The organism is Colwellia sp. RE-S-Sl-9, from assembly GCF_048296855.1.
Classification (GTDB): Bacteria; Pseudomonadota; Gammaproteobacteria; order Enterobacterales; family Alteromonadaceae; genus Pseudocolwellia.
Window position 1 is genome coordinate 4,034,727 of sequence record NZ_CP182631.1, and the last position, 19,783, is coordinate 4,054,509.

The 19,783-nt window shown below is 35.0% G+C and carries 23 protein-coding genes; 17 read left to right on the forward strand and 6 right to left on the reverse strand.

Annotation, left to right across the window (positions count from 1 at the left end; translation table 11 throughout):
* Window positions 1-18: 18 nt before the first annotated feature.
* The 9 genes from ACM9HF_RS17475 to ACM9HF_RS17515 all read left to right on the forward strand — a co-directional run bounded on the left by ACM9HF_RS17475 (window position 19) and on the right by ACM9HF_RS17515 (window position 8,118).
* Window positions 19-495: a flagellar protein FlaG gene (locus ACM9HF_RS17475; protein ID WP_473612234.1), complete on the forward strand. Its 477-nt coding sequence runs from the start codon at window positions 19-21 to the stop codon at window positions 493-495.
* 42 nt (window positions 496-537) lie between these two features.
* Window positions 538-1,902, forward strand: a complete 1,365-nt coding sequence (gene fliD / locus ACM9HF_RS17480; RefSeq protein ID WP_473612237.1) for a flagellar filament capping protein FliD — start codon at window positions 538-540, stop codon at window positions 1,900-1,902.
* 48 nt (window positions 1,903-1,950) lie between these two features.
* On the forward strand, window positions 1,951-2,385 hold the full coding sequence (gene fliS / locus ACM9HF_RS17485; RefSeq protein ID WP_473612241.1) for a flagellar export chaperone FliS: 435 nt from the start codon (window positions 1,951-1,953) through the stop codon (window positions 2,383-2,385).
* Window position 2,386: 1 nt separating this feature from the next.
* On the forward strand, window positions 2,387-2,728 hold the full coding sequence (locus tag ACM9HF_RS17490; protein ID WP_473612245.1) for a hypothetical protein: 342 nt from the start codon (window positions 2,387-2,389) through the stop codon (window positions 2,726-2,728).
* Between the two features lie 44 nt (window positions 2,729-2,772).
* Complete coding sequence (locus ACM9HF_RS17495) at window positions 2,773-3,759, forward strand: NAD-dependent 4,6-dehydratase LegB (protein ID WP_473612249.1); 987 nt, start codon at window positions 2,773-2,775, stop codon at window positions 3,757-3,759.
* 38 nt (window positions 3,760-3,797) lie between these two features.
* Window positions 3,798-4,961 (forward strand): UDP-N-acetylglucosamine 2-epimerase, encoded by a 1,164-nt coding sequence (neuC, locus tag ACM9HF_RS17500; protein ID WP_473612252.1) that lies wholly within the window; start codon window positions 3,798-3,800, stop codon window positions 4,959-4,961.
* Between the two features lie 85 nt (window positions 4,962-5,046).
* Window positions 5,047-6,141: an N-acetylneuraminate synthase gene (neuB, locus tag ACM9HF_RS17505; protein ID WP_473612255.1), complete on the forward strand. Its 1,095-nt coding sequence runs from the start codon at window positions 5,047-5,049 to the stop codon at window positions 6,139-6,141.
* Window positions 6,142-6,367: 226 nt separating this feature from the next.
* The gene (locus ACM9HF_RS17510) at window positions 6,368-7,417 is read left to right on the forward strand and encodes a nucleotidyltransferase family protein (protein ID WP_473612258.1); all 1,050 of its coding nucleotides are present in this window, start codon (window positions 6,368-6,370) and stop codon (window positions 7,415-7,417) included.
* A complete protein-coding gene (locus tag ACM9HF_RS17515; protein ID WP_473612262.1) occupies window positions 7,417-8,118 on the forward strand; it encodes an acylneuraminate cytidylyltransferase family protein in 702 nt (233 codons plus the stop codon). Before ACM9HF_RS17510 ends, ACM9HF_RS17515 begins: the two co-directional genes overlap by 1 nt.
* Here ACM9HF_RS17515 and ACM9HF_RS17520 read toward each other — a convergent pair.
* A complete protein-coding gene (locus ACM9HF_RS17520) occupies window positions 8,115-9,059 on the reverse strand; it encodes a hypothetical protein (RefSeq protein WP_473612265.1) in 945 nt (314 codons plus the stop codon). The genes ACM9HF_RS17515 and ACM9HF_RS17520 overlap by 4 nt on opposite strands.
* Window positions 9,060-9,244: 185 nt before the next feature.
* Here ACM9HF_RS17520 and ACM9HF_RS17525 point away from each other — a divergent pair, with 185 nt between their 5' ends.
* From ACM9HF_RS17525 to ACM9HF_RS17545, 5 genes are all read left to right on the forward strand, one after another.
* Window positions 9,245-11,032: an acyl-CoA dehydrogenase C-terminal domain-containing protein gene (locus ACM9HF_RS17525; protein ID WP_473618327.1), complete on the forward strand. Its 1,788-nt coding sequence runs from the start codon at window positions 9,245-9,247 to the stop codon at window positions 11,030-11,032.
* Window positions 11,033-11,261: 229 nt separating this feature from the next.
* Window positions 11,262-11,996 (forward strand): 1-acylglycerol-3-phosphate O-acyltransferase, encoded by a 735-nt coding sequence (locus ACM9HF_RS17530; protein ID WP_473612268.1) that lies wholly within the window; start codon window positions 11,262-11,264, stop codon window positions 11,994-11,996.
* Window positions 11,996-12,346, forward strand: a complete 351-nt coding sequence (gene rraB / locus ACM9HF_RS17535; protein WP_473612271.1) for a ribonuclease E inhibitor RraB — start codon at window positions 11,996-11,998, stop codon at window positions 12,344-12,346. The genes ACM9HF_RS17530 and rraB overlap by 1 nt, the downstream gene beginning before the upstream one ends.
* 21 nt (window positions 12,347-12,367) lie before the next feature.
* Window positions 12,368-12,526 (forward strand): hypothetical protein, encoded by a 159-nt coding sequence (locus tag ACM9HF_RS17540; protein ID WP_473612275.1) that lies wholly within the window; start codon window positions 12,368-12,370, stop codon window positions 12,524-12,526.
* A 603-nt stretch (window positions 12,527-13,129) separates the two neighbouring features.
* Entirely contained in the window at window positions 13,130-13,351 is a 222-nt protein-coding gene (locus tag ACM9HF_RS17545) for a TIGR02922 family protein (protein ID WP_473612278.1), read from the forward strand.
* A gap of 67 nt (window positions 13,352-13,418) precedes the next feature.
* On the opposite strand, the gene ccmE is transcribed toward ACM9HF_RS17545, so the two are convergent.
* Genes ccmE through ccmA form a run of 5 tightly spaced genes read right to left on the reverse strand, consistent with a single transcriptional unit; the run spans window position 13,419 to window position 16,339 of the window.
* Window positions 13,419-13,910 carry a cytochrome c maturation protein CcmE gene (gene ccmE, locus ACM9HF_RS17550; RefSeq protein ID WP_473612281.1) on the reverse strand — a complete coding sequence of 164 codons (492 nt, stop codon included), beginning with the start codon at window positions 13,908-13,910 and terminating at the stop codon, window positions 13,419-13,421.
* Window positions 13,894-14,178: a heme exporter protein CcmD gene (gene ccmD, locus ACM9HF_RS17555; protein ID WP_473612283.1), complete on the reverse strand. Its 285-nt coding sequence runs from the start codon at window positions 14,176-14,178 to the stop codon at window positions 13,894-13,896. The genes ccmE and ccmD overlap by 17 nt, the downstream gene beginning before the upstream one ends.
* Window positions 14,178-14,924, reverse strand: a complete 747-nt coding sequence (locus ACM9HF_RS17560; protein WP_473612285.1) for a heme ABC transporter permease — start codon at window positions 14,922-14,924, stop codon at window positions 14,178-14,180. Before ACM9HF_RS17560 ends, ccmD begins: the two co-directional genes overlap by 1 nt.
* 1 nt (window position 14,925) lies before the next feature.
* Entirely contained in the window at window positions 14,926-15,630 is a 705-nt protein-coding gene (gene ccmB / locus ACM9HF_RS17565) for a heme exporter protein CcmB (RefSeq protein WP_473618328.1), read from the reverse strand.
* Window positions 15,631-15,685: 55 nt separating this feature from the next.
* A complete protein-coding gene (gene ccmA / locus ACM9HF_RS17570; protein WP_473612288.1) occupies window positions 15,686-16,339 on the reverse strand; it encodes a cytochrome c biogenesis heme-transporting ATPase CcmA in 654 nt (217 codons plus the stop codon).
* Between the two features lie 400 nt (window positions 16,340-16,739).
* Between ccmA and ACM9HF_RS17575 the strand changes: the two genes are divergently transcribed.
* From ACM9HF_RS17575 to ACM9HF_RS17585, 3 genes are read left to right on the forward strand one after another with little or no spacing between them, the layout of a single operon-like run.
* A complete protein-coding gene (locus ACM9HF_RS17575) occupies window positions 16,740-18,746 on the forward strand; it encodes a heme lyase CcmF/NrfE family subunit (protein WP_473612292.1) in 2,007 nt (668 codons plus the stop codon).
* Window positions 18,746-19,294, forward strand: coding sequence for a DsbE family thiol:disulfide interchange protein (locus tag ACM9HF_RS17580; RefSeq protein WP_473612295.1), 549 nt, complete (start codon window positions 18,746-18,748; stop codon window positions 19,292-19,294). Before ACM9HF_RS17575 ends, ACM9HF_RS17580 begins: the two co-directional genes overlap by 1 nt.
* 5 nt (window positions 19,295-19,299) lie before the next feature.
* On the forward strand, window positions 19,300-19,782 hold the full coding sequence (locus tag ACM9HF_RS17585) for a cytochrome c-type biogenesis protein (RefSeq protein WP_473612299.1): 483 nt from the start codon (window positions 19,300-19,302) through the stop codon (window positions 19,780-19,782).
* The last annotated feature ends 1 nt before the right edge of the window (window position 19,783 follow it).

Consider the following 19,783-nt stretch of genomic DNA (forward strand, 5'->3'; position numbering starts at 1 on the left):
TTGAAATTGGAGGTGCCCATGTCTATTAATATTGCTAATAACAGCCCTATAAATATGGCAGATGATCTTAATCAATTGAATAAAAATACTAAATCATCCCCTGATTTAGCAATTGAAAAAGGCAAAGCATTTGAAGATTCAGCTACAAAAGAAACAACTTTAAAGCTTAATAAAGTTGCCGAATTACAAAGAGTAAAAGAGTTAGAAGAGCAATCAATTGAAGATAAATCTAGTGAAAGCTTAGCTGAAGAAGCGAGTATAGTTTCAGATGCAATGAAAACAATATCTGAATTTATTAACATGCCGATCAGAACAGTTAACTTTACTCAAGACGATGGCTCTGATAAGACCGTGATTAAAATTTTCGATTCAGAAAATAATGAATTGATAAAACAGTTCCCTTCAGAAGAAATTCTTTCTATTGCCCAACGAATTGTCGAGCTTAGAGAAGACGTAAGTAAAAAAACTGGTATACTTCTTGATGAGAGTATCTAAAACATTTAGATGATAGGTGTTTAATATATAGGAGACAGCATAATGAATATTACACAAGCAGGAATAGGCTCAGGATTAGATCTTGAATCAATTATAGAGGCTTTCGTAACCGCAGAATCTGTCCCACAAGAGATACGATTACAGGAAAAAGAAGATCGCTACAATACTGAATTATCAGGTATTGGTAGCTTAAAATCTGCTTTGTCTACTTTTGAAAGTAGCGTAAACGAATTAAAGGATATTGATAACTTTAATCAACAGACTGTTACAGTATCAGGCGATAATTTCTCTGCTACAACTAATGGTTTTGCTACATCAGGTTCTTTTGACGTTGAAGTCATACAACTTGCAAAATCCACAAAAATACAAACAACGAATTTTGCAGACTCCTCTACAACTGTTGGTGCAGGTACGTTAACCTTTAATTCTGCCAATGGTGATACTTTTGACGTTACTATAGACGCAGCTGATGATTTATCGACTATCCGCGATAAAATTAATCAAGGTACAGGAAATTTTGGTGTTAATGTTACTCTCGTTAATAGTGATAACGGTACATTTTTAACTTATACAGCAGCCGATACAGGTACAGATAACGCTTTAACGGTAACTTCTGGTGACGCAGCACTTAGCGGTTTATCTACATCTGCTTCTGAAATAGTAACTGCAGATAATGCTATTATTGAAGTTGATGGGAATGTTATTACAAACTCCACTAACGAATTTAAAAATAATATTGAAGATGTGACTATTGTAGCAACAAAGGTTAGTGATGCAGGCGTTACCTCAAAGTTAGATGTTACTCAAGACACTAGCGTAGCAAATACACTCATTACTGATTTTGTTGCTGGATATAATGCTTTAGTTGATAATATGATAGGGCTAGGAGCCCCTGTACAAGGGCGGTTAGCCTTTGATGCCGACTTACGTTCAATGCGCGGACAGTTGTCCGATATTGCTATTAATCAAGTAGCAAGTTTGGCAGGTAATTCTATTCAGTCGTTAAATGATATAGGTATATCATTTAATAAAGAAGGCCGACTCGAAATATCAACAGTTGCAACAGGTTCATTAAAGAGTGGTGCAGAGAAATTATCAGACGCTATTTCAAATGACATAAATGGAGTTGGCGAGCTTTTTGCTAGTACAGATGGTATCGTCAGCCAATTGACAGCGTTAATTGATAACTATAATGGTGGTGATGGTACATTAACTAAAAGACAAAGTGCATTGAATGAAAATTTATCTGGAATTGCAGATGAATATACCGCATTAGAGACTAAACTACGTGATTATGAAGATACACTACGTAAAAGGTTTTCTTTTCTTGATTCGTCGGTAGCTCAGTATAATGCAACAAGTGACTGGTTGACTTCAGCATTAGCGTTACCAGAGTCAAACAGCTAGTTTTATTTTAGTTATCTAACCACAATATAGGTAAAAGAGGTACTCAAAATGAGACAAAGTCTACAAGCATATAAAAAAGTTAATATTGACAGTAATATTTTAGCATCTGATCCTCATAAAATTATTGTGATGATGTTTGACGGCGTATTACAGAGTATGTCGCAAGCAAAAGGTGCTATTGAAAGAAAAGATTTTGCTTTAAAGTCTACAGCTATGACCAAAAGCATTAATATTCTAAATGCCTTACGTAATTCGTTAGACTTCACATCAGAGCCCGTTATTTCTCAACGATTCGATGATTTATATGCTTATTGTATCGATCAGCTACACGGCATCAGTGTAAATTTAAATGCTGAAGGTATTGATGAAGTGTTTAATTTATTAAAACCATTAAGAGACGCATGGTTTGATATGCCTGAAGAGTCTAAAAAAGAAGGCATATCATTACTTGAAGAACGTAATAAATTAACACAAGGTGCATAATGTGTTTTTTGTTGAGCTATCTGAAAAAATTATTGCGCTAACTGAGCAAGTAGAGCAGTTAATTGATAATAAAAATGAAGAACATTGTTCAGCGCTTTTATCTCAACGTCATAGTTTGCTTGTTGAGCTACATGAAAAGGTAACACAAGAAGCAAACAAAAATGATACTGTCGATATTGAAATGATGGATAATTATCATCATTTTTTAACTACCATTCAACAGCGAGATAACGTTTATCTCACCCATCTAGATGCTGCTAAAAAAGAAGTTATGAAAGCTCTTAGTCTTCAAGTTGTTGGTACTAAAGCTGTATCTGCATACAAAAATGTTATTATAGATTAATACATACTCTCAAAATTCTTATACCTATTTAGGTGATTATATCTATGAATAATAAAACTGTATTAATTACGGGGGCTGATGGGTTTATTGGCTCTCATTTAACCGAATTACTGGTTAAAGAAGGGTATAAAGTCAAAGCGCTTGTTCAATATAACTCTTTTACTTCTTGGGGATGGTTAGACGGACTTTCTTGTATTAATCAAATAGAGGTTATTTCCGGAGATGTTAGAGATCCTAGCTTTTGCCAAGCAATCACTAAAAATGTAGATATTGTTTTTCATTTAGCGGCTTTAATTGCTATTCCTTATTCTTATGTGGCCCCCCAAAGCTATGTTGAAACAAACGTTACAGGCACCTTAAATATATGCCAAGCCTGTAAAGATAATAATGTTGAACGAGTCATTCATACATCGACGAGCGAAGTTTATGGTACGGCGCATTATGTACCCATCGACGAGAAACATCCGTTACAAGCTCAATCCCCCTACAGTGCTTCTAAAATTGGTGCGGATGCTATGGCAATGAGTTATTTTAATGCTTTTGATTTACCTTTGACTATTGCTCGACCATTTAACACTTATGGTCCGAGGCAATCTGCACGTGCTGTTATTCCAACTATCATTACTCAAATAGCAAATGATGTTAAATCTATTAAGTTAGGTGATGTTTCACCTACTCGCGATTTTAATTATGTTGAAGATACTTGCCGTGGATTTTTGGCTTTAGCACGATCAGATAATACGATTGGTAAAACTTTAAATATTGGATCTAACTTTGAAATTAGCGTTGGCGATACGTTAAATTTAATTAAAAAAATAATGAAGAGTGACGTTGCCTTTATTCTTGATGATCAAAGACTAAGGCCTGATAAGTCTGAAGTGTTTAGGTTGTGGTGTGATAATAGTGAAATGATTAAACTTACAGGATTTAAACCGTCATATAATATTGAACAAGGTTTAGAGGCTACAATTGAGTGGTTTTCAAATCCAGATAATTTGAAAAAATATAAGCATAATATTTATAACGTGTAGTCAGTAGTCATCATTAATTCTTAAAAGGCTTTATACGAGTGAGTAATAAAAAAATAGCAGTATTTACCGGAACGCGTGCTGAATATGGTTTACTCTATTGGATCCTTAAAGGGATCTCAGCCTCAAAACATGCTGAGTTACAACTATTAGTTGGTGGAATGCATCTTTCTTCTGAGTTTGGTTACACGGTTAATCAAATTGAAAAAGATGGTTTTGATATAACAGATAAACTTGAGTTCTTACTATCTTCAGACAGTCCTGTGGGTATTTCAAAGTCTTTAGGATTAGCAGTAATAAGTGCAGCAGAGAGCTTTGCACGAAATAAACCAGATGTTGTTGTTATTTTAGGGGACAGATTTGAAGCTTTGGCCATTGCCCAAGCGGCAATGATTGCCGCTATTCCTATTGCCCATATTCATGGCGGAGAAATAACTCAAGGTGTCATTGATGATTCTGTTCGTCACGCTATTACAAAAATGTCTTATTTACATTTTACCTCAACCGAAATTTATCGTAAAAGAGTCATTCAATTAGGAGAGCAACCCCAAAATGTATTTAATATGGGAGCTCCAGGAATAGATAACATTAACAAACTAACGTTAATGGAGTTGGATGAACTCGCTAGCTCATTACAAATTCAATTAAGTCATCCATTCTTTTTAATTACCTATCATCCCGTCACTTTATTGGCAGATAAAGCCGATGAAGAACTAAAATGTTTACTGAGTGCTTTAGATAAATTTCCTCAATACCAAGTGATTTTTACTTATCCTAATGCTGACACCTACGGGCGTAATTTAATTGAAATATTAAAAGCATATCAGCAAATAAATCCCAAACGTACATTCTTGCTCGAATCCATGGGGCAATTACGTTACTTATCTGCCATGAAACTTGCTAGTTTGGTAATAGGTAATTCTTCAAGTGGAATTATTGAGGCTCCTTCGTGCAAAGTCGCAACAGTAAATATTGGCGATAGGCAAAAAGGGCGGTTATCAGCTGAAAGTGTTATTCACTGCAAAGGTGATGAAAGCTCTATTTATCAGGCTATTCAATATGCACTATCTGAAAAAATTCAAAGTACATTAGATCATGTTATTAATCCGTATGGAAATGGTCAAGCATCTGAAAAAATAGTACAGCAATTGGTTGACTGTGAATTAGTACAGCATACACAAAAAGTTTTTTATGACCTTAACTGATGATGTTTTCTTGGAATTAGATAGTGGCTTTTAATTGTGTTAGTTAAGCTTTGAGTGAATCAATGTTATTGAAAGAGATGAATTAATGGAAACAAGTAAGGTTTTAATTATTGCTGAAGCCGGTGTGAATCATAATGGTGATGAACACCGTGCTTTTGAACTTGTTGATCAAGCAGTCGCAGCTGGTGCTGACTGCGTTAAATTTCAAACATTTAAAGCTCATAACTTAGTAACGAAAACAGCTAGTTTAGCTGATTACCAAAAAGAAAATGGTGTTAAAGAAAACTCTCAATTTGCTATGTTGAAAAAGTTAGAATTAGGTTTTGATATCCATGTTAAATTGGTTGAGTATTGCCAACAAAAAAACATTACTTTTCTTTCAACAGCATTTGATTTTGAAAGCTTAGATTTCTTAATCAATGTTTTAAAATTACCTATGTTAAAAATACCTTCTGGCGAAGTGACTAATGCTCCTTTTGTATTAGCGCATGCTCATAGTGGGAAGCCGCTTATAATTTCAACCGGTATGTGTAGTTTAGATGAAGTTGCTAAAGCATTAAGCGTAGTAGCATTCGGGCTTTGTAATGTTGAAAATAATACATTAGATAATACGCCGAGTGAGAAAGCTTTTAAACAAGCCTTTGCATCAGAACAAGGTCAACGACTATTAAATCAACACGTTACCTTATTACATTGCACGACTGATTATCCTGCCGCCCCTAAAGATATTAATTTGCATGCTATGAATACACTTAAAGACTCGTTTTCAGTTAAGGTGGGCTATTCTGATCATAGCGAAGGAATTGTCGTGCCTATTGCGGCTGTGGCTAATGGTGCGTGCGTTATTGAAAAACATTTCACGACGGATAAAAATTTGCCAGGTCCTGATCATAAAGCATCGTTAGATCCCACTGAACTAAAAACAATGGTAGACGCTATTCGACTAGTAGAACAAGCGATGGGAACAGGAATTAAAGAAGCCACAACTTCAGAGCTAAAAAATAAGCTAGTCGCGAGGAAAAGCTTAGTTGCTGGGCAACGTATTAAGCAAGGGGATAAATTAACACCTGAAAATATTCATATTAAACGTCCAGGTTCTGGTAAATCACCATATGAATATTGGGATTTACTTAATACGCTTGCTACAAAAGATTATGAAATAGGCGACTTATTAATCTGAGTCGTTTTTTATAAATTTTCCTCTAAAATCTTCATCACTCTAGGTATAAAAAATGCTTAATAAATAGAATAAATGTATACCGTGTTTTATTTTCAGCGCTATACTTAAAATATTTATTAAAATCAGTGGAATAATACCTGTTCAATGATTGATATTGGTATAACTAACTCGTTATGACTGTAAATTGGTTTAGCGTGTTTATGATAAACATTGATAAAGAGGTTATATGACTCAACTTTGGAAAAACATCTTAGTTCCACCTTCTACAACGATGGAAGAAACCATTAAAGTTATTGATCTTGGTGCATTAAAATTAGCGCTAGTTGTTGATTCAGATGAAACCTTGTTAGGTGTTGTAACCGATGGAGATATCAGGCGGGCATTAATTCGACATCAAAGTATGGATACAGCCATTATCGATGTTATGAATAAAAGCCCTTTAGTTGCTGACGTAAATACGACAAAAGCACGCTTGTTATCGTTAATGAAAAAAAATTCCCTCATTGCTATTCCTTTAATTAAAAATAATAAATTAGTTGGTTTAGAAACATTAGAAAAAATTGTTTATAAACCGACTTATGAAAACCCTATATTTTTAATGGCGGGAGGTTTTGGTACCAGATTGCGCCCATTAACTAATGATTGCCCAAAGCCATTACTGAAATTGGGTGGAAAACCTATTTTAGAAACGATTATAGAAAATTTTGTCAATTCAGGTTTTCATAATTTTTATATCTCTACACACTTCCTATCTGAAAAAATAAAAGAACACTTTGGTGATGGCTCTGATTGGGGAGTCAATATTGAATATGTTTATGAGGAATCTCCTTTAGGTACAGCAGGAGCTTTAGGGTTATTGCCTGATAGTATGCCCAAATTACCTGTCATTATGATGAATGGTGACTTACTTACTAAAGTTGATTTTGAACATTTACTTTCATACCACTTAGATCAAAAATCTTTGGCGACTATGTGTGTAACTGAATATGAATATCAAGTGCCTTATGGAGTCGTAGAGTCTGTTGGAAATCAAGTGGTCAGCATGGTAGAAAAGCCACTTCAACGACATTTTATTAATGCGGGCATCTACGTAATTAATCCTGAATTAATTGCGCAAGTTGAAAAAAACCAAATCATTGACATGCCTACATTAATAGAGCAAAAAATAGCAGAAAACCACAAAGTTTCTATTTTTCCTATTCATGAATATTGGTTAGATATTGGAAAAATGAACGACTTTAATCAAGCACAAATAGATGTAAGAGATAAGTTTTAATGATACTAAAGAAACGTTTATTTGCTTTTATTGGTGCTAGAAGTGGCTCAAAAGGTTTGGTCGATAAAAACATTAAAATGTTTCATGGTAAACCCTTAATGGCATGGACGATTGAAGCTGCACTAAACTCTCAATATATTGATAAAGTGTTTGTCTCTACTGATAGTAAAAAGTACGCTGAAATTGCTAAACAATATGGTGCAGAAGTTATTGATAGACCTGAACACTTATCAAATGATGATTCCTCTTTAGCTGAAGCTCTACAACACGCTTATGAACAAATAAAAACATTACATGGAGAGTTTAATATAGCACTAAATCTGCAAGCGACGTCACCGTTAAGAACATGTAAGCATATTGACGAAGCCATTGAGCTTTATACATTGCGTGATAACGAAGAGTTACGTCTTTTTTCGTGTTATCAACTGGAACAAAAATATGCATGGATCATGAAAGGTGATAAGCAGGGTTATGCGCACTTTGTTGATAACAGTGAACAAATAAAAACGCATCATGCTCGACAAAAAAATGCTGCCATCTATATGCCTAATGGAGCTATATATATACTGCCGACGAATGATTTATCTAAGTTTTATAATGATACATCAATTCCATATGTCATGAATCAAGCAGAATCTATAGATATTGATACTATTCAAGATTTTGAGTTAGCTGAACAGGCTTTTTTAAGCATTCATTAATGAAACTTCTCAGCAGTATATTGCCCTTGTATTATCGCTAATTCTGACGTTTGATTTAATGTACCTAAAGGTAACAATGCTGGCCCTGTTGGTTCAGCTAAAAGATAGGTTGTGCCGTCTAACGTTATTGTTACTTCATCTTCTCTTGCCAATACATCTATGCCAATTAACGCATGGTTATCGATAAAAATTAACACCATTTTTATTCTTGGCATGAGGGATCTTAATATAGCTGCTGTGAGAGTCACTTTACTATCGCAATCTCCTTGGTTTTCCCACAATAGCTTTAAGGGGGGATTAAAACCTGAACCGGAAGATTCAACTCTTGAGTTTAGTGTTGAATAAGGAATATTTTGTACAAAAGCCAAAACATGATCTGTTGCTTTACGAATGTTTTGTATAGAAACCGTTTCTAAAATTAACGGTTTCATTGGTTTCAAGTCATCAGCTGATAACGAGGCAAAGGTTACATGATCAGGTTTTATTGCTTGTATATTATCGTAAGTTGTAAAGGTGTGATACCAATTAGCTTGTAGGTATTGTTGAGTAAACTCACTATGCAAAGTTAATATTTTTTCTTCGGTATCATTCACTAATGCTAGGTCGCTGCCTTTAACGGTAATGCTTCCTGCTTTCTTATCATAATTAATTTGAATGTTTGCAATAGGGTTTTTATTCAAATACCTCATGATTTTATTACTAATTTGCCGTGCAGCTAATTTAGGTTTATAGGTACGGAAGTTTCTAAACTTATTGAATAGGGCTGCCTTCTCTAACGAAAAGACTATAGATTGCGCTTTTTTCTGATGATCTTCCCATTGATAATTAAATTGGTAAAAATCACCTTTTTCTACTTTACTGAAATGAAGTTGTTTTGCTGCAGCGTTATAAGTAACACAACATAATAATATTAATATAAACAGTTGCTTGGGGTTACTCATCGTACATGTTTACTCATAACGCTATTTATCATTAATTTAAGCACTTGTTGTGATGCTAAGCAAGTCGTTATATCACGTGAAGTGTACTTTGCTTTTAATAAATATTTGGCGTAGTATTAAAACAGGTGTTTTAATTGCTTGTTTAAATATTGCGATTAATTATAAAAAACGTTTTATTTTCGGAGATGATTGTGGCTGATTACCAAGTACCTTTAAAAGATATGAATTTTTTGTTGTTTGATGTATTTAAGTCAGAAACGTTATGGCAAAACTTGCCTAAATTAGCTGATCATGTAGATCGTGAAACAACTGAAGCAATATTACAAGAATGCGCAAAAATAGCAGAACAAGAAATTGCTCCACTTTCACGAATAGGCGATGAAACAGGTGTTAATTTTAATAATGGCACAGTAACAACGGTTCCAGGTTACAAAGAAGCCTTTGCAACATACGTAGCGGGTGGATGGACTGCCTTAGGTGGTGATGTCAACTATGGAGGCATGGGAATGCCTAAAGTTGTAACAGCTTTCCACGAAGAAATGCTGTGCTCAGCCGACATATCTTTTTCATTATATCCAGGACTTACTGCTGGCGCGGGTTTATCGTTGGCTAAGCATGGTAGTGAGGAGTTGAAGGAAAAATATTTAACACGTATGTATTCCGGTGATTGGACCGCAACAATGTGTTTAACTGAATCTCATTCAGGTACCGATTTAGGTTTAATTAGAACCAAAGCAATACCTCAAGATAATGGTAGCTATAAAATCACAGGTAATAAAATATTTATTAGCGCGGGTGAGCATGATTTAGCTGAAAATATTATTCACCTTGTCTTAGCTAAGTTACCAGATGCACCAGCAGGACCTAAAGGTATTTCTCTTTTCTTAGTGCCTAAATTTAAGGTGAATGATGATGAAACCTTAGGTGAAGCGAATAATGTAACTTGTGGTTCTATTGAGCATAAAATGGGTATTCATGCTTCCGCTACCTGTGTAATGAACTTTGACGAAGCTGAAGGTTATCTTATTGGCGAAATCAATAAAGGCTTAAATTGCATGTTTACCATGATGAACTTTGAACGCATTGGCGTTGGTATTCAAGGTATAGGAGCTGCAGCTAAGTCTTATCAAAATGCTCTTGAATACGCTAAAGATCGTTTGCAAGGTCGTTCATTAACGGGTGTTAAAAACCCTGATGGCGTAGCTGATTCAATTATGGTTCATGGTGATGTGCGCAGAATGCTATTAAATATGAAAGCATTAACTGAAGGCTCAAGAGCTTTATCAACTTACATTTCAATGCAATTAGATATATCAACATACGGTGAAGGAGAGCCGCAGAAAAAAGGTGAAGCGTTAGCGGCGTTAATGACACCTCTTGCCAAAGCTTTTTTCACTGACATGGGATTTGATAGTACAGTTGCGGGTCAGCAAGTATTTGGTGGCCATGGTTTTATTCGTGAATGGGGGCAGGAGCAACTAGTTCGTGATACTCGTATTGCTCAAATATACGAAGGAACAAACGGCGTGCAAGCTATGGATTTACTCGCTCGTAAAGTTGCAGGTAGTAAAGGTGAGCTAATGAAGATCTTCCTTCAAGAGGTAAGGGATTATATTAACGCGACTAAGCATGAAAACATGAATCAATTTATTGCACCGCTTTCAACATCAATTGATGAATTAGAAGAACTCACTCATTATGTTTTAAGTGCCGCACATAAAAATCCTGAAGAATTAGGTACAGCAGCAAACGATTATTTACATGTGTTTGGTTATACAGCAATGGCTTTCATTTGGGCTAAAATGGCGGAAGAGGCTTTTAATAAAGAAAGTTCTGGCGATAGTTTTTACCAAAGCAAAATTAAAACCGCACAATATTATTTTGCAAAACTACTGCCTCGAAGAGCATCACTTATTGAATCAATAAAAGCGGGAAGTCATACCTTGTTTGATATAGAAGATGAACTTTTTTAAAAACTAAATGGTTGGTTATAATTTTAATGCTCATAAGTGATTCTTATGGGCATTTTTTATATACATTATAAACGAAGCTATGTACTCCTTAACATTGATATGCTTCTAGCCAAAAAGCGTAAATTTATTACTGTTAATACTCTTGCGAAAATAGTGTTATTAACTAATTCACTATTTGGATTAGTTAAGGGTTATACTAGCGCCCATAAATTTTATGTGAGATGTAACTTTGTTAGCGTTTTTTCGAATATTATTAGTAACCATTGCTTTGGTTTTTATATGTGTTGTTTCTTGTATTTTTTGCTTATTTAGACCTTTCCATAAAAATAATGCACATTTAACTTGTCGTTACTTAGCTAAAGTTACAACATTATTAGGTGTAGAGGTTGAAGTTAGGATCCCAGAGTCAGTTAAGCATATTGATTCTGTGGTGTATATTTGTAATCACCAGAATACTTGGGATATGTTTACGTTAGCAGGTGCTGTTAGGCCAAATACGGTAAGTGTTGGCAAAAAAAGCCTTATATGGATGCCTTTTTTTGGACAAATGTATTGGTTAACAGGTAACATTCTAATAGATCGTAAAAATAGTAATAAAGCTAAAAATACTATTGCACAAACGGCGAGTAAAATTAATGCAGACGGACTATCTGTTTGGCTTTTCCCCGAAGGTACTCGTAGTTATGGTAAAGGTATTTTACCTTTTAAAACAGGGGCTTTTAGAACAGCACAACAAGCCAATGTTCCTATTGTTCCTATTTGTGCAAGTAGTTCGGCTGATATAAAATTGAACCGCTGGAATAACGGAAAAATAATAATTCAATTTTTAGAACCTATTCACATAAATACACAAAATAGCGAGAGTATCAAATCTGTAACTCAAAAAGCCCAGCTAATGATCACTGAAAAATTTAATGAACTGAACGAAGAAGTACAACACAGTTATAGCAATGAGACTAAATAATGATTGAAGATGAATTACAACAATGGTTAACCCATACTGAAAACTTAATTGCAGATCTTATTGCAGACGAAACAAATGAAGACGTAGATCATACTATTGAACATCATTTTTCTAGTGCAAATTTTGAGTTGTTAGAAGCTGCAGCGGTAACAGCTTTTAAGAAAGGGTATGATGTAGAAGAGCCTGAAGAAGCAGAAACTGACAGTGGTGAAAAGGTATTTGCCTTTGATATTATTACAGAACAACCTCTTGAGGTAGATATCATTTCAGATGAGACTAAAATTATGTATCAGTTAGCTAAGCAGTGTAAAGTGGACTATGATGGTTGGGGTACATATTTCGAAGAATAGAATATACCAAGGAGTTATTCGATGGATTGGATTAATAATATTATAGACCCTGCGATTTTATCGCTTTTAATTCCAATTATTGCAATTGTAGGTGCGTTTAGTCTTTCTGCTTTTAAAGCACATCATAAGCATATTGAGAGAATAGAAAAAATAAAACAGGGAATGGATCCTGATTCTTAAATTTTAGATTAATATTAGTCTCACTACTGCGTTTCATGCCCCTTGATGAAGCGCTGAAATAAATATTTGCTATGGGACGAATTTTTCGTCGTATAAAGTAGTGATTTTATTACTGGGATTTGCATACATTTTTTAAGAAATAAAGGAGCTGATATTTCGCTCCTTTTTAGTTATTAATTACAGCTCATCAATCAACTTCTATGTTACCCCTACTATCAATATTCATTTTACTGAATAATTAATTTTTATACCAAACGCATTAATGAATTGACCATTTAAACGAGTACAAATGATCAATTGGTTATTGCGATTGGTATTACTCATGGAGCTTCGTAAATTCCTGAATTTCACTTCTTATCTTTTTTAACCAATAACCTCAAGTTATTGTCTTATAGCTTTTTATTTATTTTTAAATTGTATGCAATTTATTGCTAGTAATTTTTATTAAAATAGTTAACTATAAGTTCAAATTTTTAACTGCCTATGTATCCAAAACTATAGACTTGTCTATAATTAAAATAACCTAAAAGGATGTTCGCCTAGATATTTATTAGTTGTATAGCTGAAAAGTAACTCATTCAGCTAAGTAGATTAGGAACAATAATGACACATCCATCTCAACGAAAAGTTACTGTAATATATTATACTGAAGGATCGCTTGAGCTAAAACATGACGTTAAAACCTTTGAAGAAAACATGAATGGTAGGGTTATTATTCCAAATAACTTTAAAGAGAATAAATCTATTATTGCTGTATGTGATGGTGAAATAGAGATTTTAAATAAAGTAGGTGAACGTATTTTGTCAGTAAAATACACCGCCTAATCTTTAAAAATATGAAAGGTAATTGTGATGGTAAATATATAACCATAACAGTTACCTTTTTTAGTGGTTAATAACCTTTAGATTCAGTGTGAGGTGTAGTTGAGTCAGCTTCTAGTTCTTTAGGCATATAATTTTCATCATGTTTAGCTAACACCTCTGTGGCTTCAATGACATAACTATCAGTATTCAATACACCATTTGCGACAATACCTTGTCCTTCTCTGAATAGATCAGGCAATATTCCATCATACTTTACAGTAACCATAGGTTCATTTTCATCAAAAGTAATAGGCATTTTCATGTCTGCTAATTTAAACGCTATTTTTAAACTATTCTCATCTCTTTTAACGCTACCAGGTACGACTAACCCACCAATTCTTAAACGTTGTCCATCGATCGCTTTGATACCAGAACCTTCTTTACCATTATAAATTTCTGAAGGTTTGTAAAACAGATCAATGTTTTGACTTAATGCATATAACACGAGTCCTGAAACAACGCCTAAACCTATTAGGATAGAAGTGACAATAGTTAAACGTTTTTTACGGCGTGGATTCATTTTCTTCCTCGGATACAGCTAAAGGGGATAGGGATTCTTGCTTATTTTTTTGAGTTTTTTCTTGGGCGCTTTGTTGCAATTTAGCTGCTTCTTTACGCTTAATTTCTCTTAGATAACGTTGAGCAATATGCTGAACAGTTTGTTGGTGCTTTTGTTTGCTAAACACAATAAGTAATAAAATAGCTAACGCGGCAACACCATATGAAAGCCAAACGTAAAAGCCGTAACCGCCCATATCAAAAAAGGCGCTAATACTTTCAAACTGCATTATTTACCTCCTTCAGCGAGTACTAATTCTTTTACCCAAGGGCGCATACTGTTTCTTGATAAAATCTCACTTCTAAAGCGGATACACGTTATCACTATAATGAGAAAAATAAAGCCCATATAACAAAATATAAATGGCCATAGCATATCTATTGTCATAGAAGGTTTGCCCATTTTACTGACTGTTGCACCTTGGTGTAATGTATTCCACCATTCAACAGAGTACTTTATGATTGGAATATTGATAACGCCTACCAAGGTTAATATGCCAGCGGCTTTACCTGCTAACCCTTTATCCTCAAAAGCGTTATGAAGTGCTATTACACCTAAAAACAAAAATAATAAAATGAGTTGAGAGGTTAGTCTAGCATCCCAAATCCACCAAGTACCCCACATAGGTTTCCCCCACGCCGCACCAGTAACTAAAGACACAAAAGTAAACACAGCGCCAATCGGTGCTAAAGCAGCAGCAGAGGCATCAGCAAGCCTTAACTGCCAAACAATACTGCATAATGCTGCAATGGCCATCCCAACATATATTCCCATGGATAATGTTGCGGTGGGGACATGAATATAGAAAATTCTGAAACTATCACCTTGTTGATAATCTGCAGGTGAAAAAAGCAAAGCCCAAATTAAACCAACAGTAAGCAAGGCAATTGTTAAATAGCTAAACCACGGAATTAACCTACCCGTTAGGTGGTAAGTGGTTTCAGGGTTTGCGTAAGGGTGTAGCCATTTCCACATGTTAGTTTGTACTCACTTTTAAAGCTGATGATACGGCAAATGGTGCCAAGGTAAGGGTACTAAAAAATAGCGCGGCAATTATAGCAAGTTGCCCTGTAAAAGGTAAGTTCATCGACGCGCTATCAATTGCACTCGTTGCAAAAATTAATACTGGAATATATAAAGGCAAGATTAATAAACTTAACAACACGCCACCTTTTTTAATGCCTACCGTTAGCGCAACGCCTATCGCGCCAATCAAACTTAATACCGGTGTGCCTAATAAAAGCGTGAGCATTAAAGCACCATAACTGTGTTCGTTTAGGTGTAAAAGTACGGCGAGTAAAGGCGCAATAAAAATAAGAGGTAAACCGGTTAATAACCAATGTGCGGTAATTTTAGCTAACACTAAAACAAAAATAGGGTGTGGGCTTAATAACATTTGCTCTAACGAACCGTCATTGTAATCAGATTTAAACAATCGATCTAATGACAAAAGTGTTGATAACAATGCTGCAACCCAAATAATACCAGGAGCTATACGCGATAATGTATTTATTTCAGGACCAATTCCAAGAGGGAAAAGCGTAATAACAATAACAAAAAACAAGATAGGATTTAAAATGTCGTCTTTATGTCTAAACGCTATCGTGAGATCTCGTTTTAATACCAGCATAAACGCTGAACGATAAGATAAGCTATTTAAATGTTGAGTGTTATTTACCATTGATTGTGCCATTAATTGGGCCATTGCTCAGTTCTATGTATTATAAAAAACAACATTAGAAGAAACGATATTCTAGCGTGAGTTTTTTTACTCGTTCTTTAGGTAATGCTAAATCTTGATGTGTCGTTAAAATAATACAGCCTCCCTTATTAACATGAGTTAAAAATAGTGACTCTAATGCTTTTACGCCAATTTTATCTATAGCGGTAAAAGGTTCATCTAAAATCCATATAGGTGCTTTCGTTTGCCATAATTGAGCTAGAGCAATACGCCTATGTTGTCCTGCACTTAGGTGCGAAGCTAAAGAATCTTCAAAACCTAATAAGTTAACGTCTTTTAATGTGTCTTCTGCCAAGTTAGGGTTTAAACCTTGTAATGCCAGATTAAATGCTAGGTTTTCTTGAGCCGTCATTTCGCCTTTTACACCGGGAAGGTGACCTAGATAAAGTAAGTTTTGATGATAATCTTCACGAACTTTTTGAATGTCTTTTTCATTAAAATAAACAGTACCATCATACGGTACAGATAAACCCGATAAGATACGTAATAAGCTAGTTTTTCCTGCTCCGTTAGGGCCTTCAACTTGAATAATATCACCTGAATAAGCGTTTATATTTAACGCTTCAAATAAAATACGATCCTCTCTAATGCATGTCAGCATTTTGGCTGATAACAAAGGAGTTGAAGTGGTTTTATGAGTTGTTTGCAAGAAAAAATCCAAATAAAAAACGTTATACGAAGCGAGTATAACCTAATGTTTATACTTTAAAATTGATATAGAACAACTTCGATTTATGCGCATTATCATACTATATCGGCATGTAATTCAACAGTTCGAAATAATATTGAAGATTCACACTAACTTTAATGATTAATAATATGGGTTGATGCTAGAATAACGCCAATTTTTAGGTTTAAAAAAACTCAAAAATAATATATTGCATGGGCTATTTGTCATAACTTATTACACTTTTTGTGCCTGAAAATGATAAATACATTCTAAAATACGCATTCAAATGAATAATGTTATTAAAAATTAATTGAATAGCCCCACCTTTATTCGACTTTACAGCAAAGATCGAGAAAGAAAGATAAATCCGGAGAAATAAATGATACCTGAGTTAGGGCACTTCGCTCTCATAATTGGTTTAGCCTTTGCTATTTGTTTAAGTATTGTGCCTTTAGTTGGCATAGCAACTAAGCACCAACAGCTTATAACTTATGCTAAACCGCTAACGTTTGGTATGTTTGCTTTTATTGCTATTAGTATTATTACTTTGGGTTATAGCTTTGTAACCGATGACTTCTCCGTACTTTATATTGCAAGCCATTCAAATAGCCATTTGCCTTATTATTTTAAAATAAGTGCGGTGTGGGGCGGGCATGAAGGTTCATTATTGCTTTGGGTTTTTTCTTTAGCCGCTTGGACAGCCGCAGTTGCTAAATTTAGTGATGGTATTGAAGACGCGTTTATTGCACGCGTTTTAGCTGTGTTAGGCATGGTTGTGGTTGGTTTTGCGGTATTTACTTTATTAACTTCAAATCCATTTGAACGTTTATGGCCTAATGTGCCTGTAGAAGGGCGTGACTTAAATCCTTTATTACAAGACGTTGGTTTAATTATTCATCCGCCATTATTATATTTAGGCTACGTTGGTTTCTCTGTGTCTTTTGCTTTTGCTGTAGCGGCTTTAATGTGCGGTAAGTTAGATGCGGCTTGGGCTCGATGGGCTAGACCTTGGACCGTTGGAGCATGGGTTTTCCTAACTTGTGGTATTGCTTTAGGTAGTTGGTGGGCTTATTACGAACTCGGTTGGGGCGGATGGTGGTTTTGGGATCCAGTTGAAAACGCTTCATTTATGCCTTGGTTAGTGGGAACGGCACTTATTCATTCGTTAGCGGTTACTGAAAAACGAGGAGCTTTTAGAAACTGGACTGTTTTATTAGCTATTTTTGCGTTTAGTTTAAGCTTGCTGGGAACATTCATCGTTCGTTCTGGAGTTATTACCTCTGTTCATTCGTTTGCAGCAGATCCAGGGCGTGGATTATTTATCCTCATGTTATTAGCTATAGCTGTTGGAGGCTCCTTAACATTATTTGCTATAAGAGCTTCAAACGTTGCAAGTTTTAGCCGTTTTGCTTTTTATTCAAGAGAAACAGCATTACTTATTTGTAACGTTATTCTTGTTATTGCTGCTGTTACTGTGTTACTCGGTACTTTATACCCATTACTCGTTGATGCCTTAGGTTACGGTAAAATTTCTGTTGGGCCCCCTTATTTTAATGCGGTATTTGTTCCAATAATGAGTTTACTCTTTATTGTTATGGGTATTGGCCCGCTTATTCGATGGAAAAAAGCTAAAAAAGGTGAATTACGTAAACAATTATTTTCTCCATCAATTATTAGTATTGTTATTGGTATAGCTTTTCCTTTCCTATATGCCGGTGAGTTTAATGCTTGGATCACTATGGGGATTACATTAGCCTGTTGGGTTGAGCTCGTGGTATTGAAAGACTTATACAACAGAGCGAAAGGCCCAGATGGAAAATTATCAATATCTAGGATCAGCTTAAGTCAAATTGGTATGACATTAGCCCATAAAGGTATTGCTATCGCTATTGTAGGTGTAACGCTTGTTTCTACTTATGAAACCGAAACCAATGTGAAAATGTCACAAGGTGAAAGTGCACTTATTTCAGGATACGAAGTTAAATTTAACGGTGTTAAAGACGTAAAAGGTCCTAATTACTCGGCGGTGCAAGGCCAAATTGAGGTTTATAAAAATGGTGACTTTGTTAGCTTGTTACAGCCTGAAAGACGTACTTATTTAGTACAAACTATGGGAATGACTGAGGCAGCAATAGATCCCGGTTTGTTTAGAGACGTTTATGTTGCTCTGGGTGATCCATTACCAAATAATGCTTGGGCGGTACGCGTACATTACAAACCTTTTGTAAGGTGGATTTGGTTAGGCGCTATTTTCATGGCAGTAGGTGGCGTACTTACCATGTTAGATAAACGATATCGTAGAAAAAAAACAGTGAAAACAAAATCTTCGAGCTCAGAAAATAGCGAAATTCAGAGTGCAAAACCAAATTTAGCAGGAGCAGAGTAATGGGTAAGTTAATTCGATTTATTCCTCTTATATTGTTTGTTGTATTGGGTGTGGTTTTATATCGCGGGTTGTCGTTAAATCCGACTGAACTGCCTTCTGCTTTGGTTAATCAGCAATTTCCTGAATTTTCGTTATATGGTGTTAACGATGAGAAAACGTTGAAAACCAATGCAGATTTTAAAGCCGGTATTAAATTGGTTAATGTATGGGGAACGTGGTGTCCGTCGTGCAGAGCTGAGCATGAGTATTTACTAAAACTTTCTAAAACTGATCGCTTTACTATCTATGGTTTGAATTATGACGATGAAAGAGCAGCCGCTCAAAAATGGTTAGCTGCTTTAGGTAATCCTTACCAGTTTTCATTGTTTGATGAATTAGGCAAGTTAAGTATTAATTTAGGTGTGTACGCCGCACCTGAAACTTTTGTTATTGATCATAACAATATTATTCGTAAGCGTTTCGCTGGCCCCTTAAATGCCAATATTTGGCGTCATGAATTTGAGCCACTTATTGTGCAAATTGAATCTGAACAACAAGCGGGGAGATAGTTATTATGATCACCAAATTTTTAGCCTCATTAGTTTTAAGCATTACATTAACTTGTGCTTTTATAACAACTTCTATTGTGCATGCTAGCCCTGTTGATACATACGAATTTAAAGATGAAGTGACTAAAATACGTTTCAACGATTTAACCAAAGAGTTGAGATGTCCTAAATGTCAAAATCAGAATTTAGCTGACTCTAACTCACCTATTGCAGCTGATTTGCGTAGAGAAGTTTATGATTTACTTGAGCAAGGAAAAGCAGACAGTGAAATTGTTAATTTTATGGTAGCTCGATATGGCGACTTTGTATTATATCGCCCGAGAGTGAACAGCCTTACGTATATTTTATGGTTTGGTCCTGCGCTATTATTACTTATTGGTGTAATAGTTGTAGTGATGATTATTCGTAAAAAGCCGCAAGCTACAGTTGAAAAAACACTTTCTACTGAACAGCAAAGCAAACTTGATAACATACTAAAAGACAAATAAA

Excerpts from the sequence above, each read along its gene's own strand:
- ACM9HF_RS17475 (WP_473612234.1), top strand. The coding sequence starts at position 19 with ATGTCTATTAATATTGCTAATAACAGCCCTATAAATATGGCAGATGAT.
- fliD (WP_473612237.1), top strand. The coding sequence starts at position 538 with ATGAATATTACACAAGCAGGAATAGGCTCAGGATTAGATCTTGAATCA.
- fliS (WP_473612241.1), top strand. The coding sequence starts at position 1,951 with ATGAGACAAAGTCTACAAGCATATAAAAAAGTTAATATTGACAGTAAT.
- ACM9HF_RS17495 (WP_473612249.1), top strand. The coding sequence starts at position 2,773 with ATGAATAATAAAACTGTATTAATTACGGGGGCTGATGGGTTTATTGGC.
- neuB (WP_473612255.1), top strand. The coding sequence starts at position 5,047 with ATGGAAACAAGTAAGGTTTTAATTATTGCTGAAGCCGGTGTGAATCAT.
- ACM9HF_RS17510 (WP_473612258.1), top strand. The coding sequence starts at position 6,368 with ATGACTCAACTTTGGAAAAACATCTTAGTTCCACCTTCTACAACGATG.
- ACM9HF_RS17515 (WP_473612262.1), top strand. The coding sequence starts at position 7,417 with ATGATACTAAAGAAACGTTTATTTGCTTTTATTGGTGCTAGAAGTGGC.
- ACM9HF_RS17520 (WP_473612265.1), bottom strand. The coding sequence starts at position 9,059 with ATGAGTAACCCCAAGCAACTGTTTATATTAATATTATTATGTTGTGTT.
- ACM9HF_RS17525 (WP_473618327.1), top strand. The coding sequence starts at position 9,245 with ATGATTGTGGCTGATTACCAAGTACCTTTAAAAGATATGAATTTTTTG.
- rraB (WP_473612271.1), top strand. The coding sequence starts at position 11,996 with ATGATTGAAGATGAATTACAACAATGGTTAACCCATACTGAAAACTTA.
- ACM9HF_RS17540 (WP_473612275.1), top strand. The coding sequence starts at position 12,368 with ATGGATTGGATTAATAATATTATAGACCCTGCGATTTTATCGCTTTTA.
- ACM9HF_RS17545 (WP_473612278.1), top strand. The coding sequence starts at position 13,130 with ATGACACATCCATCTCAACGAAAAGTTACTGTAATATATTATACTGAA.
- ccmE (WP_473612281.1), bottom strand. The coding sequence starts at position 13,910 with ATGAATCCACGCCGTAAAAAACGTTTAACTATTGTCACTTCTATCCTA.
- ccmD (WP_473612283.1), bottom strand. The coding sequence starts at position 14,178 with ATGCAGTTTGAAAGTATTAGCGCCTTTTTTGATATGGGCGGTTACGGC.
- ACM9HF_RS17560 (WP_473612285.1), bottom strand. The coding sequence starts at position 14,924 with ATGTGGAAATGGCTACACCCTTACGCAAACCCTGAAACCACTTACCAC.
- ccmB (WP_473618328.1), bottom strand. The coding sequence starts at position 15,630 with ATGGTAAATAACACTCAACATTTAAATAGCTTATCTTATCGTTCAGCG.
- ACM9HF_RS17575 (WP_473612292.1), top strand. The coding sequence starts at position 16,740 with ATGATACCTGAGTTAGGGCACTTCGCTCTCATAATTGGTTTAGCCTTT.
- ACM9HF_RS17580 (WP_473612295.1), top strand. The coding sequence starts at position 18,746 with ATGGGTAAGTTAATTCGATTTATTCCTCTTATATTGTTTGTTGTATTG.
- ACM9HF_RS17585 (WP_473612299.1), top strand. The coding sequence starts at position 19,300 with ATGATCACCAAATTTTTAGCCTCATTAGTTTTAAGCATTACATTAACT.